General features: G+C 64.4%; 12 protein-coding genes and 1 tRNA gene. 9 read left to right on the forward strand and 4 right to left on the reverse strand.

What is annotated here, in order from left to right; translation table 11 throughout:
- From FY258_RS00510 to FY258_RS00550, 9 genes are all read left to right on the forward strand, one after another.
- Nucleotides 1-1,495, forward strand: a 1,495-nt coding sequence (locus FY258_RS00510) for a CapA family protein (protein WP_187361952.1), incomplete at its 5' end; no start/stop codon positions are given.
- Nucleotides 1,496-1,730: 235 nt separating this feature from the next.
- The gene (locus tag FY258_RS00515) at nucleotides 1,731-2,105 is read left to right on the forward strand and encodes a CDP-alcohol phosphatidyltransferase (RefSeq protein WP_118102381.1); all 375 of its coding nucleotides are present in this window, start codon (nucleotides 1,731-1,733) and stop codon (nucleotides 2,103-2,105) included.
- 439 nt (nucleotides 2,106-2,544) lie between these two features.
- Nucleotides 2,545-4,362 (forward strand): ABC transporter ATP-binding protein, encoded by a 1,818-nt coding sequence (locus FY258_RS00520; RefSeq protein ID WP_118102382.1) that lies wholly within the window; start codon nucleotides 2,545-2,547, stop codon nucleotides 4,360-4,362.
- Between the two features lies 1 nt (nucleotide 4,363).
- Nucleotides 4,364-6,289 carry an ABC transporter ATP-binding protein gene (locus FY258_RS00525; RefSeq protein WP_118102383.1) on the forward strand — a complete coding sequence of 642 codons (1,926 nt, stop codon included), beginning with the start codon at nucleotides 4,364-4,366 and terminating at the stop codon, nucleotides 6,287-6,289.
- 413 nt (nucleotides 6,290-6,702) lie between these two features.
- Nucleotides 6,703-7,695: a PTS sugar transporter subunit IIB gene (locus tag FY258_RS00530; protein ID WP_118102384.1), complete on the forward strand. Its 993-nt coding sequence runs from the start codon at nucleotides 6,703-6,705 to the stop codon at nucleotides 7,693-7,695.
- 10 nt (nucleotides 7,696-7,705) lie between these two features.
- Nucleotides 7,706-8,521, forward strand: a complete 816-nt coding sequence (locus FY258_RS00535) for a PTS mannose/fructose/sorbose transporter subunit IIC (RefSeq protein ID WP_118102385.1) — start codon at nucleotides 7,706-7,708, stop codon at nucleotides 8,519-8,521.
- Between the two features lie 19 nt (nucleotides 8,522-8,540).
- Nucleotides 8,541-9,461, forward strand: a complete 921-nt coding sequence (locus tag FY258_RS00540; protein ID WP_118102386.1) for a PTS system mannose/fructose/sorbose family transporter subunit IID — start codon at nucleotides 8,541-8,543, stop codon at nucleotides 9,459-9,461.
- Between the two features lie 204 nt (nucleotides 9,462-9,665).
- The gene (locus tag FY258_RS00545; RefSeq protein ID WP_118102387.1) at nucleotides 9,666-10,046 is read left to right on the forward strand and encodes a DUF956 family protein; all 381 of its coding nucleotides are present in this window, start codon (nucleotides 9,666-9,668) and stop codon (nucleotides 10,044-10,046) included.
- A gap of 75 nt (nucleotides 10,047-10,121) precedes the next feature.
- Nucleotides 10,122-10,197, forward strand: a tRNA-Arg gene (locus FY258_RS00550).
- A 58-nt stretch (nucleotides 10,198-10,255) separates the two neighbouring features.
- Here the strand turns inward: FY258_RS00550 and pknB are convergent.
- The 4 genes from pknB to FY258_RS00570 all read right to left on the reverse strand — a co-directional run bounded on the left by pknB (nucleotide 10,256) and on the right by FY258_RS00570 (nucleotide 17,148).
- Nucleotides 10,256-12,187 carry a Stk1 family PASTA domain-containing Ser/Thr kinase gene (pknB, locus tag FY258_RS00555; protein ID WP_118102388.1) on the reverse strand — a complete coding sequence of 644 codons (1,932 nt, stop codon included), beginning with the start codon at nucleotides 12,185-12,187 and terminating at the stop codon, nucleotides 10,256-10,258.
- Between the two features lie 63 nt (nucleotides 12,188-12,250).
- Complete coding sequence (locus FY258_RS00560; protein WP_118102389.1) at nucleotides 12,251-15,067, reverse strand: FtsW/RodA/SpoVE family cell cycle protein; 2,817 nt, start codon at nucleotides 15,065-15,067, stop codon at nucleotides 12,251-12,253.
- A complete protein-coding gene (locus tag FY258_RS00565; RefSeq protein ID WP_118102390.1) occupies nucleotides 15,068-16,738 on the reverse strand; it encodes a Stp1/IreP family PP2C-type Ser/Thr phosphatase in 1,671 nt (556 codons plus the stop codon).
- Complete coding sequence (locus FY258_RS00570; protein WP_006723393.1) at nucleotides 16,735-17,148, reverse strand: FHA domain-containing protein; 414 nt, start codon at nucleotides 17,146-17,148, stop codon at nucleotides 16,735-16,737. The genes FY258_RS00565 and FY258_RS00570 overlap by 4 nt, the downstream gene beginning before the upstream one ends.
- Between the last annotated feature and the right edge of the window lies 1 nt (nucleotide 17,149).

The following is a 17,149-nucleotide window of genomic DNA, read 5'->3' on the forward strand; positions in this document are numbered from 1 at the left end:
GCCCCGCCCGCCCGCGGGAACCCGCCGGCCCGCCACGGCCCGCACGTCCGCCCCGCGTGGCGCGCCCCGCCCGGCCCCCGCGCCGTCCGCTCGCCGGCGTATCCCGGCGGCCCCGCTTCTCGGCATTGCCGCCGTTGCCCTGCTCGCCTTCGTCATGGTCCCCGCGGTCGGTGGGCTGTTTTCCAACACCCGCAACGATACGGACACCCCGGCTAAAGGCCAGACGGTCGCTGAGTGGCGTGCTCCGCGCACCGCACTGGTCGAGCAGCTTTCCGGTGCCGGTTCGAATGTTGCGGCGCAGGCGGAAAACCCGCCGCGCTACCTCGACCTCGGCACCACCAAGACCGGCGAGGGCCGCGTAAGTTTCTCGGCCGTGGGCGACAACCTCTTCAACGAGAATCTCCTCGACATCGCCGATGCCGCCGCTGGCGCAGTGGGCGACGGGAAGTACGGCTTCGACGGCTTTTATCGCAAGATCAAGAAGAAGATCGCCTCCTACGACATCTCGTTCGTGAACCAAGAGACCACCCTCGGCGGTCCCGACCGCTACGGCTACAACGGCTATCCCAGCTACAACACGCCTGATGCACTTGCTCCCGTTGTGGCAAAGGTGGGTTGGGATGTGGTGAACACCAACAGCAACCACACGTACGACACCTGGGTCCCCGCGATCGAACATGCCCAGGGCGTTTGGAACGGTCTGCGGGACAAGCTCCTCACTATCGGCAGCTTTGCCAACGAGGCCGACCGACAGGCCCCGCGCATCGTGAGTTGCAACGGCCTGCGCATCGCGTTTCTTTCCTACAGCTACGGTCAAAACGGCTACGCCCAGGCAGACCTGCCTAATGCCTACTTTGCCGTGCCCTATGACGCCGAGGTCATGCGCGAGGATGTGGCCCGCTCGCGCGCCTTTGCCGATGCGGTGGTGGTATATCTGCATGCCGGAGTCGAGTATGAGCACGAGCCGAGCGAGACGCAGCGCCAGTGGGCCCAGGAGTGCGTCGATGCCGGTGTCGACCTGGTGATCGGCAGCCATGTGCACGTGATCCAGTCCATGGAGCTCCTCGAGGCTCCCGATGGGCAGAACGTGCTCGCGGTCTACGGCTTGGGCGACTTCCTCTCTGGATATCACAACAATCCCGACACCATCATGTCGGGCCTTTTCAGCTGCGTGTTCGAGCGCGTCGATGCGTCCGGGACCCAGGCAAAGGGGGAGGGGAGCGCGAACCGCGATGAGTCCAAGGACGCCGCGGCGGAAAAGGAGGCGAATGTCGATCCCGCATTCCCTCCGCGCCGCGTGCGCGTGACGAAGGCGACGTGGACGCCGCTTATCGAACATTGGGAAAACGGCGACAGCACCGTGCGCACGGTCAAGGGCTATACCGACGAGCTGGCGCGTAGAAATGAGCTGCTCGCAGGTCTGCCCGATCCGCTCGGCTGGATTCGAGACGCGACGAACCGCGTGATAGGCGAGGACTTCGAGATCGATATGTAGGCTCGCCTGCCCCCAGGTTCGCCGCCGCCTCATCGACTTGCGAGGCGGCCCTCCAATCCGCCGTTCGAGAGGGTTATTCAATATGTCCGCACGCTTATACATGCCGCTGCTCGAACAAACTAACCGCCTACCAACTTCTGCTCGAAAAATAGGTATAAGGCGGGAAAGATGGAACTATCGGTTATGCATGCGCCCGGACAAAGGGCTCCGGGTGCCCGACAGATAGGAGCCAATCATGGGAATGAAGGCTGATCAGGAGATCTCCCTGGATTTCGAAGGGCTTTTGTCCTACCTCCGCTCAAAGACGCGCGTGTTCATGGACGTCGATGGGCATGAGTACTACGTCACCCACACGGACGGGTACTGGCGCGTGCAGGACTGCGAGCAGCTGAACGAAAAGGGCCGTTTCGTCGATTGCTCCGAGCTCGTCACCACCCTTCCCGAGCTGGTCGAGCTGCCCTGGCTCGACGGCAAGAGCGTGCACGACCTCACCGATGGGGCCGCGTTCTTCGAGTCCATCCAGGAAGGCTGGGTGTATCCCGGCACCGAGCCCGTTGAGGCCGAGGAGTCCGTTGAGGAGCTCGTCGAGGAGGAGCCTGCGGAGGAGTAACCGCACGCCACGTGAACAATTCATCGCACTTGCAGGGGTCGCCGCCGGCGGCCCCTTTCTTCTGTCGGGTTTCCTTCTGGTGGACTTTCTGCTGTTGGGTTTCCTTCCGTTGGGCTTCCCAAAACGGTCGAGATTTGCCACTCTGCTACAGCCTGGCGTTTCGCGACCGTTTTTCAGCCGAGTGCCGTCAGAAAGTGGTCGGGATTTGCCGCGCTGCAACAGCCTGGCAAATCCCGACCATTTCTCCCGCCGCCGGACCCCCGCCTCCCGCCGCCAGACGCCCTGCCAGACCCCCGCCTCCCGCCGCCCCCCGATCGGCGGGCCCACGCAAATTGAGACGTTTGTCACCACCCAGGATGCCCAGTTGTTCAGGTAGGATTGGTATTGACTTGAGGTGCATATGTCTGGCCGTGGGGGCGGCCGGGAGGGGAACGTGCGTATGAGACTGCTGTTGCGAACCATCAAACCGTATAAGGCCCTCGTTGCGGCGACGCTTGCGGCGTTGCTGCTGGACGTAGCTGGCACGCTGTATGTCCCCACCATGCTCGCCGGCATGATCAATCAGGGTGTGACCAGCGGGAACACAGATTTCATCATCGGTCAGGGCCTTAAGATGCTCGTTGCGTGCTGCTGCGCGAGCGGCGGTGCCCTGCTGGGCAATTACCTGTGCGCCCGCCTCGCCTCCTATGTGGGTCGCGATATCCGCAATGCCGTGTACGATGCCTCGCTCACCTACTCGGGCGGCGACTTCGAGGAGTTCGGCACCGGCTCCATGATCACCCGCACCTTAAACGATGTGAACGTCATCCAGCAGACGGTCATGCTCGCCGCCCAGGCCATGCTGCCGGTTCCCATCATCTGCGTCATGGGCACGGTGCTGTCCTTCCGCGTCGACGCGCAGATGGGCGCCATGATGCTCGCGGTGGTCTCCGTGGTCATGGTGTTCGCTGTGATCGCCGTGCGCCGCGCGGCCCCAATCTTCGAGAAGATGCAGGGTTTTATCGACCGCATGAACGTGGTCCTGCGTGAGAACATCATCGGCGTCCGCGTGATCCGCGCTTTTGGCAAAGAGCGCCACGAGGAGGGCCGCATGGGTCGCGTGTTCACCGATTACGCCGATGCAGCGATCAAGGTGAACTGGATCTTCGCGGGCGTGGACTGCTTCAGCTTCTGCCTCATGAACATCGCCGAGGTGCTGCTCATGTGGCTCGGAGGCAACCGCGTGGGCGCGCACGCCATGGAGATCGGCAACATCTCCGCGGTGGTCGAGTATGCCATGCTCATCATGTTCTACATCATGATGGCGCAGTTCGTCGCGCTGATGGTGCCGCGCGCCATCGTGTGCCTGCAACGTTGTGCCGAGGTGATCGAGAAGAAGCCGAGCATCCTCGACGGCACGGGCTCCGCGCCGCTGGCGCCGGGGTCGAATGGCGAGGCCGCCACGGCGGGCGAGGCCGCCGTGGCGGGTGAGGTCACCGTGACGGACGAGGACGGAGCCTTCAATGCTTCCCTGTCCGATACCGCCCCGGTTGCCACGTTCGACCATGTCTCCTTCCGCTTCCCCGATGCGGACGAGGACACCTTGCACGATATCGATTTTTCCTGCCGTCGCGGCCAGACCACCGCGATCATCGGCTCCACCGGTTCGGGCAAGTCCACCATCGCCAAGATGTTGCTGCGCCTGCACGACGTCACGGAAGGCTCGGTGCGTTTTTCAGGCGTTGACGTGCGCTCCATGACCCAGCACGACCTGCGCGAGCGCATCGCCTATGTGCCGCAGAAGGCCTGGTTGTTCTCGGGCACCATCGCCAGCAACTTGCGCGATGGCCGTGCCGACGCGACCGAGGCCGAGATGCGCCACGCCCTCGACGTGGCCCAATCCGACTTTGTGTGGGGCCTGCCCGAGCGCCTGGACGCCCCGGTTGCCCAGGGCGGCACGAATTTCTCCGGCGGCCAGCGCCAGCGCTTGGCCATCGCCCGCGCCCTCATGAAGCATGCGGACCTCTATATCTTCGATGACAGTTTCTCCGCTCTCGACTTCAAGACCGATGCAGCTCTGCGCCGCGCGCTCAAGCCCGAGACGCGCAACGCCGCCGTGCTCATCATCGCCCAGCGCATCAACACCATCTTGCATGCCGACCAGATCGTCGTGCTCAAGGATGGCCGCATTGTGGGCAAGGGCACGCACAAGGAGCTCATGGAGGGCTGCGAGGTGTATCGCGAGATCGCGGAGAGTCAGATGAAGGGAGGCGAGTAGCATGGCGTGGGATAAGAAGAAGCGCGACGACGGCTCCGACGAGCTGTTCTCCGAGAACGCCCGCCTCGAGCGCGAGCGCAAGCAGGGCGCTATCGACGATGCGCAGGCAATGGCCGATGCCTCCGGCACCCCTGAGGAGGAGCTCGAGGTCCCCAAAGACACCTGGGGGACGGTGCGCCGTCTATGGCGTGCCGCGGCGGGCGAGCGCTGGCGTTTCGGTGTGGTGATCGCCGCCATCCTCGTGTACACGGGCTTCCATGTTGCCGCGCCGGCGTACAGTGCGCGCGTGATCGACGTGCTGTGGGCCAATATCCAGGCCGCTTTTGCCGAGGGCCGCGCCTTCACGGTGGGTTGGGAGACCGGCGGCCGCGAGCTCGCCATCTACTTTGGCATTTGGACGGGCGCCTGCGCGCTGTACTCCGTGCAGTGCTTTGTCATGGCGGGCTTTGCCGAGAAGCTCAACCTTTCGCTGCGCCGGAGCATCGCCGAGAAGCTCAGCCGCCTGCCGTTGAAGTTCTACGACGGCCACAAGCCCGGTGAGGTGGTGAGCCGTGCCACGAACGACCTGGACAAGATGTCCGAGGTGCTGCAGACCGGCCTGCTCAAGCTCATGAGCGCGGTGGGCACGATCATCGGCGCGCTCTACATGATGCTGTGCTACAGTGTGCTGCTCACGGCGATCTTTTTGGTGTTCGCCTTTGTGTCGACCCTCATCACCAAGGGCGTGTCCAAGTGGACGCTCAGGCTCGCCGCCGAGCGTCAGCGTTATGTGGGCGAGCTCACCGCGACGGTGGAGGAGGCCTACTCGGGGCGCCTCATCATCAAGAGCTTCAACCGTGAGGGTTCGAGCTCGCAGAGGGTGCACGAGCTGTCTGACAAGCTCGCTCGTGCCAGCCGCCGCGCGGACTTTGCCACCAATGCCATCAGCCCGCTGATCCGTTTCATCATCCGCCTGGCCCAGGTGCTGATCGCCGTGGTGGCGGGTGGCATGCTCGTGGGCGGCCAGATCACCATCGGCGTGTTCCAGGCGTTCTTCCAGTACATCCACCAGGCTTCCGAGCCGCTCACGCAGCTGTCCTTCACCATCAACACGCTGCAGAACGCACTTGCCAGCGTCGAGCGCGTGTTCGACATTCTCGATGAGGGGGAAATCGAGCCCGACCCGCTGCCCGAGGTCGCCGCGAAGCTTCCCGCCGCCGTGGAAGGGCGTGTGGACTTTAGCCGTGTGCGCTTTGGGTACGATTCGGAAAAGCCGCTTATGCGCGATGTGACGTTCCATGTGAAACCCGGGCAGAAGGTCGCCATCGTGGGCGCCACCGGCGCCGGCAAGACCACGCTCATCAACCTGCTTATGCGTTTTTACGAAATCGGCGGGGGCTCGATCGAACTCGACGGCGTGGACACCCATGCGATGGCTCGTCCGGACCTGCGCGCGAACTTTGGCATGGTGCTGCAGGATGCATGGCTGTTCGACGGGACGATCGCCGAGAACATCGCCTATGGCCGTCCCGATGCCACTCGCGAGGAAATCGTGCGCGCGGCCGAGATGGCGCATGTGGACCACTTTGTCCGCACGATGCCGCAGGGTTACGACACGCATATCGAAAACGATGCTGAGACCATCAGCCAGGGCCAGCGTCAGCTGCTCACCATCGCGCGCGTGATTCTGTGTAACCCCGCAATCCTCATTTTGGACGAGGCGACGTCGAGCGTGGATACACGCACGGAGCGCGACATCGTGCAGGCGATGGAGACGCTCATGCACGGGCGCACCAGCTTTGTGATCGCGCATCGTCTGAGTACCATCGTGGACGCCGATCTGATCTTGCATATGCGCGCCGGCACCATCATCGAGCAGGGCACTCATGAGGAGCTGCTCGCGGAGAACGGTCCTTACGCCGATCTCTACCGGAGCCAGTTCGCCTAGGCCGTCCCGCCTCGCCCATGTCTCAATTGGGGACAGGCACAAATTGAGACATTCGGCGCGTCGCAGGTCGCGCGGGCACGCTTATAGAGGTGTCTCAATTTGTGCCTGTCCCCAATTGAGACGCGGCTAAGTGATAGGTGTCGTTCAAGGCCCCCGGGATACCGTTCGCCGAGTGGTATCCCGGGGGTCTTTGTATGCACTGCGTAATGAAACGATTTGCGAATATATGCATTTACATGGATATCTAGCTGCGAAAATAAGGATTCTGTTAACAACGAAATTAAATAAAAGACCCATCTAACTGCGAATATGCACTATTCCCGCAGTTCGACGAAGGGTTGTTTAATGCAGACGAGCGGCATACCATTACACGTGTTGTGTTCAAAACGTGTAGCAACAGAGGAGGTTGTGTGATGGTAAGTATCGTTTTGGCAAGCCACGGTGACTTGGCAGAGGGTCTGAAGATGACCGGTTCGATGGTCTTCGGCGATCAGCCCAACGTCGCCACGGTTTCCCTCATGCCGAGCATGGGTCCGGACGACTTCCGCCAGAAGGTGGAAGAGGCGGTCGCTTCCTTCGACGATCCCGAGGACGTCTTGTTCCTCGTCGATCTGTGGGGCGGCACTCCCTTCAACCAGATCAGCGGTCTGTTCGACGCCCATCCCAGCTGGGCGATCCTGACTGGCGTGAACCTGCCGATGCTCGTCGAGGTGTACACCGCTCGCTTCGACGCATCCAAGACGGCCCACGATATCGCCAAGCACGTCATTTCCGAGGCCCGCGCCGGCGTTCGCGTCAAGCCCGAGTCTCTCGAGCCTGTGGAGGCCAAGCCCGCGGCAGCCGCGGCCCCGGCCGCCCATCAGGGCGCCATTCCCGAGGGCACGGTCCTCGGCGACGGCCACATCAAGTTCGTGCTCGCCCGTGTCGATACCCGTCTGCTCCACGGTCAGGTGGCAACCACGTGGACCAAGATGACCAAGCCCGATCGCATCATCGTCGTGTCCGACGCCGTCTCCCACGACGACCTGCGCAAGTCCATGATCATGGAGGCCGCGCCTCCCGGAGTTAAGGCCCATGTCGTCCCGGTCCAGAAGATGATCGAGGTCGCCAAGGACCCGCGTTTCGGCGCCACCAAGGCCATGCTCCTGTTCGAGACCCCGCAGGACCTGCTCCGCGCGGTCGAGGGCGGCGTGGACATCAAGGAGGTCAACCTCGGCTCGATGGCCCACTCCGTGGGCAAGGTCGTCGTGACCAACGCCATCGCCATGGATAACGACGATGTCGAGACGCTCGAGAAGCTCGCCGCCCGCGGCATCACCTTCGATATCCGCAAGGTCCCGGCCGATTCCGCCGAGTCCTTCGACGCGATGATCAAGAAGGCCAAGTCCGAGCTGGCCGCCCAGTAAAGGAGGGAATATGTCAGCACTTTCGATCGTTCTGATCGCCATCATCGCGCTGCTGGCCGGTATGGAGGGTGTTCTGGACGAGTTCCAGTTCCACCAGCCGCTCGTGGCCTGCACGCTCATCGGTCTCGTGACCGGCCACCTGCAGGAGGGCGTCATGCTCGGCGGCTCCCTGCAGATGATCGCCCTCGGGTGGGCGAACGTCGGCGCCGCCATCGCGCCCGATGCGGCCCTGGCTTCCGTTGCGTCCGCCATCATCATGGTGCTTGCACTCGACGGTGGCGCGGCCGACTCCCAGACCGCCATCACCACCTCCATCGCGCTCGCCGTGCCGCTGTCCGTGGCCGGCCTGTTCCTGACGATGCTCTGCCGCACGCTCGCCATCCCCATGGTTCACGCCATGGACGCTGCCGCCGAGAAGGGCGACTTCAAGGGCGTTGAGATGTGGCAGATCCTTGCCATCCTCATGCAGGGCGTCCGCATCGCCATCCCGGCTGTGGCCCTGTGCTTTGTCTCGCCCGAGATCGTGACCAACGTGCTCAACATGATGCCTGCATGGCTGTCCGGCGGCATGGCCGTCGGCGGTGGCATGGTCGCCGCCGTCGGTTACGCCATGGTCATCAACATGATGGCGACCAAGGAGGTCTGGCCGTTCTTCGCGCTCGGTTTCGTCCTCGCCGCCATCCCGCAGCTCACGCTCATCGCCCTCGGCGTCATCGGCGTGTCCCTCGCTCTGCTGTACCTCGGCCTCAAGGACCTGGCCAAGAACAGCGGCGGCTCTGCCGGTACCGGCGATCCGCTCGGCGATATCCTGAACGATTACGAGTAAGGAAGGGAGGACGTACATCATGGCAGAGAACAAGGTTCAGCTTTCCAAGTCCGATCGCATGTCGGTGTGCATGCGTCATCAGTTCCTGCAGGGCTCGTGGAACTACGAGCGCATGCAGAACGGCGGCTGGTGCTTCGCTATGATCCCCGCGATCAAGAAGCTCTACTCCAACAAGGAGGACCAGATTGCGGCGCTCAAGCGTCACATGGAGTTCTACAACACGCATCCGTACGTGTCCGCTCCCGTCATCGGCGTCACCCTCGCTCTTGAGGAGGACCGCGCCAACGGCGCTCAGGTCGAGGACGCTGCGATCCAGGGCGTGAAGGTCGGTATGATGGGCCCGCTGGCCGGTGTCGGCGACCCCGTCTTCTGGTTCACCCTTCGCCCGATCCTCGGCGCGCTCGGCGCTTCCCTGGCCCTCGGTGGCTCCATCATGGGCCCGCTGCTGTTCTTCTTCGCGTGGAACATCATCCGCATCGCGTTCCTTTGGTACACCCAGGAGTTCGGCTATAAGGTTGGCACCTCCATTACCAAGGACCTCTCCGGCGGTCTTATGGGCAAGATCACCGAGGGTGCCTCCATTCTGGGCATGTTCATCATCGGCGCGCTCGTGCAGCGCTGGGTGAGCATCTCCTTCACCCCGGTCGTCTCCACGGTTCAGCAGTCCCCCGGCGCCTACATCGATTGGGCGAGCCTGCCCGCGGGTGCTGAGGGCATCCATCAGGCCCTGAGCCAGTTCGCGGCGCTCGGTCCCACCGGCCTCGAGGTCGCTAAGGTGACCACGCTCCAGGCCAATCTCGACCAGCTGATTCCCGGCCTTGCCGCCGTGGGCCTCACGCTCCTGTGCTGCCAGCTGCTCAAGAAGAAGGTTTCCCCGATCGTCATCATCATCGCCCTGTTCGCCGTGGGTATCGTTGCCCGCCTGCTCGGCATCATGTAAGACGCTTCGGTATCAAGCGCGCTCAGGCGCTTGAGCCTCGAGCCGCGCCGCTGCCATGGTTCGCCATTCGCAGCGGCGCGGCTTTTTCGTACTTGCGGGCGTTCCCGCCGCAGTCGTATATTTCTTCAAGACCGCCTGGCGGGATTTCGACACACGCGCGTTTCCGGCCGAACATGCAGGGAAACGCTTGAGGAGGATGCAGGGATGGCGCAATCGCAGAACAGCTCGGTCTACTACACGGAGAAGGCCACGTCGTTTCATGGGATGTCGACCTATGGTTCGGTGATGCTCGGCAACAACGCCTTCGAGTTCTATAACGAGAAAAACCCCGAGGACTTCATCCAGATCCCCTGGTCCGAGGTCGACCACGTGGCGGCGTCGGTGCTGTTCGGCGGTAAAAAGATCTCGCGCTTCGCGATCTTCGTGAAGGGGAGTGAAAGCGGGTTCTCGTTTTCCACGAGGGACAATAAGGCCACGTTGCGGGCCATGCGCGAGCATGTGCCCGAAGACAAGCTTTTGCGCTCTCTGAGCTTCTTTGACGTGATCAAACGCGGCGTGCTGTCACTGTTCCGCAAAAACCGCTAGAATATCCCATGCGCGCTTTTGTATGCGTTGACGGGCTTTCCGTCGGGCATGTTCCAGTCGCGCAACCATGGCAATGCCTCCGTAGCTCAGGGGATAGAGCACCGCTCTCCTAAAGCGGGTGTCGTACGTTCGAATCGTATCGGGGGCACCATTGCAACTAAAAAGGCCGCCACGCGCTCGTTCGCGTGGCGGCCTTTTCTCGCGATCTGCTAGTCCTCGGTGTTGGCGTCGGTGCGCGCCTGCGTGGTGAGGGTGATCGTGGTGCCCTTATCCAGCGATCCGGAGGCGGACTGGCTCACGATGATGCCGTCTGCCGGGCCGTTCACCACGACCTTGAAGCCGAGCGACTCGAGCTGCGGCTTGGCGTGGGAGGCGGAGTCGTTCACAAAGTTAGGTGCGTTGACCTTGGCGACCGGCTCGGGACCCTGGGACAGCACGATCTTGATGGTGGTGCCGGGCTTGACGCTGCCACCGGGCTCGTAGCTGATCACGGAGCCGGCGGGGACGGTGGCGCTGTAATCGGAGCTGAAGGTGTAGCTGAGCTTATCGCCGAGCGCCTCGATGGCCTGCTCCTTGGTCTTGCCGGTGAGGTTGGGCACGTCGATGGTGTCGGGGCCGGTGGACACCCAGTACTCGATGACGGTGCCCTCCTCAACAACCTCGCCGGTGTTCTTGCCCTGCTTGAAGACGGTGCCGGCCTCGGCCTCGTTGGACTCCTCGTGCGCCTGGCCCTTGAGATTGGCGGCGGTGAGTAGGGCCTCGGCCTCATCGGCGGTCTTGCCGGTGATGTTGGGGACCTCGGTCTCCTTGACGGGGACGGGGCCCTTGGAGAGCGTCAGCGTAACCGTGGAGCCCTCGGGCGCCTCCTTGTTGCCGTCGGGCGTCTGGTCGACGACGCGGCCCTCTTCGACCTCATCGTCATTCACGGCCTTGCCGTACTCGACGTTGAAGCCGGCGTTTTCGAGCGCGTCCTCGGCCTCTTCCTGCGTGTAGTCGATGACGTTGGGAACGATGACCATCTCGCCGGACCCGCCGAACAGGTTGCTGGCAAAGAAGACGGCGGCGGCGATTACCACGATGGCGCCGATCACAATGGCGGCGATCTTTGCGCCGTTGCCCTTCTTGGGCTCATCGTAGCTGTTCTGACCGCGAGAGGACGCGGACGCGGCGACGCGCGGGCCGGCAGCGGTGGAGCCGGGGCCTGCAGTGCCGGCAGGACGCACCATGGCCTGGGTGGCATCGCTCATCACGCGGGTCTCGGCACCGCCGACGCCCATGGGGGCGGCAATCACGCGCGTGGGCTCTGCCACGTCGACCGCGCGGCCGGCGGCATAGGCGTTGAGCACCTGGCGCAGCTCGTCGGCGGTTTGGAAGCGGTTGGCGGGGTCCTTCTCCATGCACTTGAGGATGATGCGCTCGAGTGCTGGGTCGACGCCGGGGTTCACCTGGCTCGGCGGGATGGGCAGTTCGTTGACCTGCTTGAGAGCCACGGAGATGGCATCGTCGCCATCGAAGGGCACGCGGCCGGTGGCGCACTCGTACATGACCACGCCGAGGGAATAGATGTCGCTCGTGGCGCCCAGGTCCTGACCGCGGGTCTGCTCGGGGGAGACGTAGTGGGCGGTACCCAGGACGTTGTTGTCCTGCGTGAGATGGCTGTTCTTGGCTCGCGCGATGCCGAAGTCCATCACCTTGATGTTGCCGTCGGGCAGCACCATGATGTTTTGCGGTTTGATGTCGCGGTGAATGATCTCATGCTTGTGCGCGACGGAGAGGGCACCGCAGATCTGAGAGCCGATCTGGGCGACCTTCTTGGGATCGAGGGCGCCGTGGCTGCGCACGCCGCTCTTGAGGTCGGTGCCGCGCAGGTACTCCATGACGATGTAGTACGTGTCGCCGTCCTTGCCCCAGTCGTACACGCCCACGATGTAGGGGCTCTGCAGACCGGCTGCGGCCTGCGCCTCCTGCTTGAAGCGAGCGGCGAAGGTGGCGTCCCCGGCGTACTGGGGCAGCATGATCTTCACGGCAACGGTGCGGTCGAGCACCTGGTCCTGCGCGCGATACACGCTGGCCATGCCACCGTTTCCGACCTTATCCTTGAGCAGGTACCTTCCTCCAAGTACGCGCTGTCCGTCTGGCATGTCTTTAACTCCTCATCAATCTATCCGCCGGAGGCGGAAGTGTTACCTCGTACCGGTGAATTGCTACAGCCCCTGTGTCGCGAGCGCCGCGCGCAGGACCTGTCCGCCTACGGCCGCCGCGCTTTCCTCGCCCTTCGCGTTCTGTTCGATCACGACGGCGATTGCCACGGTGGGGGTGTCGTAGGGGGCAAATCCAACGAACGTGGAGTTCGCGTTGGCGTTGTTGGTCTCGGCCGTGCCGGTCTTACCGGCCACCTTCACGCCCGCGATCGCCGCGGCCGAGCCGGTGCCGCTCTGGACGACGTCGAGCATGGCCTGTTTGACCTGCTCGGCGGTTCCGGTGCTCACGGCCTGGCCGAGGGAGCGGCCGCGTGTGGTCTTGAGGACCGTGCCGTCGGGGGCGAGGATCTGCGAGACCACGTAGGGGTTCATGGCGATGCCGTTGTTGGCGATCGTGGCGGCCATGAGCGCGTTTTGCATCACAGTGGCCTGCGGGCCGGGCGTGTGACCCTGGCCGACGGGCTGGCCGGCGCCCGCCCAGGCGAGCTCCCACTCGGTCATCTCCTCGGGGTTGGGCATGACGGATGCGGCGGTGGTGAAGTCCAGGCCGAGCTGCTGTCCGTAGCCGAAGGCGCGTGCTGTGGACACGAGCTTCTCGGCGCCCAAGCCGTCGGCCACCTGGCCGAAGACCGTGTTGGACGAGAGCGCGAAGGCCTTGGCCAGCGAGATCGTGCCGTGACCGCGCTCGCCGATGCTCACAACGTCCGCGCCACCGATCTCCATGCGACCCGGGCTGTCGTAGGTGGTGTCGAGCGTGGCCAGGCCATTCTCGAGCGCAGAGGCGAGCGTGAGCACCTTGAAGGTGGAGCCCGGCGTGTAGAGCGCGAGGGTTGCACGGTCGTACATGGAGGTGTCCGCACCGCCGCTGGCGTTGGCGGCCTCGATCGCCGCCTGGATGTTCGTGTTGTCGAACGTGGGGGCGCTGGCCCAGGCGAGCACGGCGCCGCTGCGCGGGTCGAGGGCGACGATGGCGCCCACGCGGCCGGCGAGGGCCTGCTCGGCTGCACGCTGGATACGCGAGTCGATGGTGAGCTGGACCGAGTTGCCCGGCTCGCTGATGCCGGCGAGCGAGTTGAGGGCGTTTTGCCAGCTCGAGTAATCCTTGGACCCCGTGAGCGTGTCGTTTTGCGTGTTCTCGATGCCCATGGTGCCGTATTGCTGGGAGTAGTAGCCCACCACGTGTGCGGCGAGGTTGCCGTTGGGGTAGGAGCGGGCGTACGTGCCGTCGGCCTGCTGGATGGACTCGGCGAGCGTCAGGCCATCCGCGGTGATGACCGAGCCGCGCTTGATGTAGCGCGCCTTGTTGATGGTGTGGTTGTTGCTCGGCATGTCCTGATACTCGGACGCCTTGATCACCTGGATATAGGTGATGTTGCCGATGAGCACGGCGAACAGCGCAGTGAACAGGAACACGGTGCGGGTCAGGCGGTTGGCGAGCGCCACGCGGCCGAGCAGGCCGCTCTCGGGCGTGTCGAGGGCGGGACGGCGCATGTGGGAGCCGCGCACGGTGGTGCGGTAGCCGGCGGTGGCCAAGTCGGTGCTCGTGTTGGCGATCTCGGTCGAGCGGCCGGTTGCCTCGTCGCCGGCGCGCAGCAGCAGGCCCACGATCACAAAGCTCGCGAGCAGGGAGGAGCCGCCCTGGCTCATGAAGGGCAGAGTAACGCCGGTGAGCGGGATGAGCTTGGTCACGCCGCCCACAATGGTGAAGGCCTGGAAGGAGATGGCCGCGGTGAGGCCGGCGGCGGAGAAGGCCGCCAGGTCGGACTTGGCGCGTGCGGCGGTGGTGAGGCCGCGGACCGCGAACAGCATGAACAGCAGCAGCACGGCGGAGCCGCCGAGCAGGCCCATCTCCTCGCCGATCGCGGCGAAGATCATGTCGGAGGCCACGACGGGGATGATATCGGCCATGCCCTTGCCGATGCCGACGCCCGTAAGGCCGCCGTCTGCCAGGGAGAACAGCGACTGGACGATCTGGTAGCCGAGGTTCTGCGCGTCGGAGAACGGGTCGAGCCAGATGGCCACGCGGACCTGCACGTGGCTCATGATCTGGTACATGCCGAATGCACCGACGGCGAGCAGCGCAAGGCCGATGATCACGTAGGACACGCGGCCCGTGGCCACGTAGAGCATGATCAAGAAGATGGTGTAGAACAAAAGCGCGCTGCCCAGGTCGCGTTCGAACGCAACGACGAGCAGGCAGACGCCCCACACGATGAACAGCGGGTAGAGCAGACGCAGGCGCGGGAACTTGATGCCGAGCACGGTGCGGTTGGAAATGGACAGCAGCTCGCGGTTCTCGGCCAGGTAGCCGGCAAGGAACAAGACGATGAGGACCTTGGCGAACTCACCGGGCTGGAACTGGAAGCTGCCGATCTTGATCCACAGCTTGGAGCCGTAGATCTCGGTGCCGATGAACATGGGCAGCACGAGCAAGATGATGCCGGCGATGCCCAGGACGTATTTGTAGCGTTTGACGACCTCGAGGTTCTTCACCACGGCGAGTGTGCCCACCATGAGGGCCACGCCCAGGAACAGGTAAATCACCTGGCCCAGCGAGGCGTCGGGCTGCAGGCGCGTGACGAAGGTGATGCCGATGCCCGAGAGCGTGAACACGATGGGCAGGATCGCCGGATCGGCGCCGGGTGCGAAGATGCGCACGCCGATATGGGCCGCGGCGAATGCGGCGAACAGTCCCAGCGGGACGGCCAGCGTCTGGAAGGAGAGCGCGGCGCCCGTGGTGACCACGTACATGGCGTAGAGCAGCGTGACGGGGAACGCGGCGGCTATGAGCAGGAGCAGTTCGGTCGTGCGGCGACTCATTTACGCGGCACCTCCCTCGGTCGTGGTTGAAGGTGAAATGGCATCGGCGGGCGATTCGCTCGGGGACGTTCCGCCTGCCAGGGCGTCTGCGGGGCTTGTGCCCGGCGCCTCCGTGGACCCGGTGAGATCCTGTTGGATGGCGCGCGCGTCCTCGATGAGCTTGGTCTGCGTCTCGTCGATCTGCGCTCGGTAGTTCTCCACCGCGTCCTGCGCGTCCTTGAGGTTCTTCTGTGGGATACCCTCGCGCAGACGGTTTTGGGTGTCCTCGGGGAGGTACTTGAGCTGGATGGAGGTCTCATCCTCGAGCCAGTTGAGCTTGAGTCCGAGGAATGGGTCGGGAATGCCGGTGTAGATGGCGACCGCATCGTCCTTCACGCCCAGGTAGACGGACTTGCGGATGGAGATGAACGAGGCCACGCCGGCCACGATGAGTGCGATGAGCAGGCCAACGATGGCGAAAAACAGCGTGCGCTTGTGCTTGCGGGCGACCTCCCGAACGCGGCCGTCATCGGTGATGTCGACCACCACGACGGTGACGTTGTCCCCGCCGCCTGCGGCGAGCGCGGCGTCGACCAGGTTGTCCGTGCAGATCTGCGCGGTGGAGCTCTGCTGGGCGATGCGCTCGATCTCGCCGTCCGGGACCATGCCCGACATGCCATCGGAGCACAGGATGAGGCGGTCGCCCTCCTCGACGTTCAAGGTGAAATGGTCGGCGTACATCGCCGGATCGGAGCCCAGGGCTCGCGTGATGACGGATCGGTTGGGGTGCGTGCGCGCCTCGTCGGCGGTGATCTCACCGGCATCGACGAGCTCCTCGACGTAGGAGTGGTCGCGCGTGACGCGGATGAGGGTGCCCTCGTGCAGCAGGTAGGCGCGCGAGTCGCCCACGTGCGCGATGGCGAGGGTGGTGCCCTCGATGTAGGCGGCGGTGGCGGTGCAGCCCATGCCGGGCCTGCCCACGCCGTTCACGGCCGCCTCGATGATGGCCGCGTTGGCCGCCTCGATGGAGGCGGCGAGCTGTGCGGCATCGGCCGACTTGGGGCCGGTCTTGGCGATGGTCTCGACGGCGATTGCGCTGGCGACCTCACCGGCGGCGTGGCCGCCCATGCCGTCGCACACGCAGAACAGCGGCGAGGCGGCGAGATAGGAGTCCTCGTTGTGGCTGCGCACGCAGCCCACGTCGGAGCGAGCACCCCACATGAGCATGGAGGACGTGCCGGCGTCGAAGGTGGCGTCGGTGTCAATCAGGTCGTCGGTGATGGGTTCGAAGCCCATGGTCGAGCCGGGATCGTTGAGCTTGGCCTCCACGGCTTGGAGGTCGATCTCGGCCGTGTCTTCAGGCGAGACGGGTGCGGTCGGATCGGGGATCGACTGGATGGGAATCTCGGGCTCGGGCTCGAAGGAGCCGGGGGCGGCATGCGCCGGAGCGGGCGCGGGCGCCGGGGTGGGCGCGGGCGCCGGGGCGGCTTCGACCGAGATGGAGGGCGCCGCATGCGCCGGGACTGTGTGGGCGGACGGCATGGGGGCCGACTTGGCGTAATCGGCCGCCCAGGGATCCGGGGCGTCCGATGCCGGAATAGCAGAGGCCGGGGCCACAGGGGCCGCCGGTCGAGCGTGCTGGGCTTGTGATTCGTACCCGGTGGTGCGCAGGTCGTCCTGCTCGGGCGTCATCGACGGTTCACCTTCATGACCACGTCGCCGATCTGGACCTCATCGCCTTCGCGAAGGGTCGCGGGTTCCTGCAGCGCGCGGCCGTTGACGAGGGTGCCATTGAGCGAGTTGAGGTCCTCGATCACGAGCGCGGGACCCTGGAGGGAGAAGCGCGCGTGGCTCGCGGAGACGAAGGGCTCGTTCACGCAGATATCGGAGGACGGGGAGCGGCCCACGATGACCGGCCCCAGGATGTCCATGTGGATGCCGCGAATACCGCGCGGCCCCTTATCGACATCGATCGTCCAGATCGCGGAGTCGCGGCGCTGGCCGCGCACCAGCCCCACGCCCGTCTTCATGACGGCGAACAGGAAGATGTAGAGCAGTGCGACGAGGACGATGCGCCCAGCGAACAGGATGATGTCGATCACA

The sequence above is a fragment of the Collinsella intestinalis genome (assembly GCF_902364775.2).
GTDB lineage: Bacteria > Actinomycetota > Coriobacteriia > Coriobacteriales > Coriobacteriaceae > Collinsella.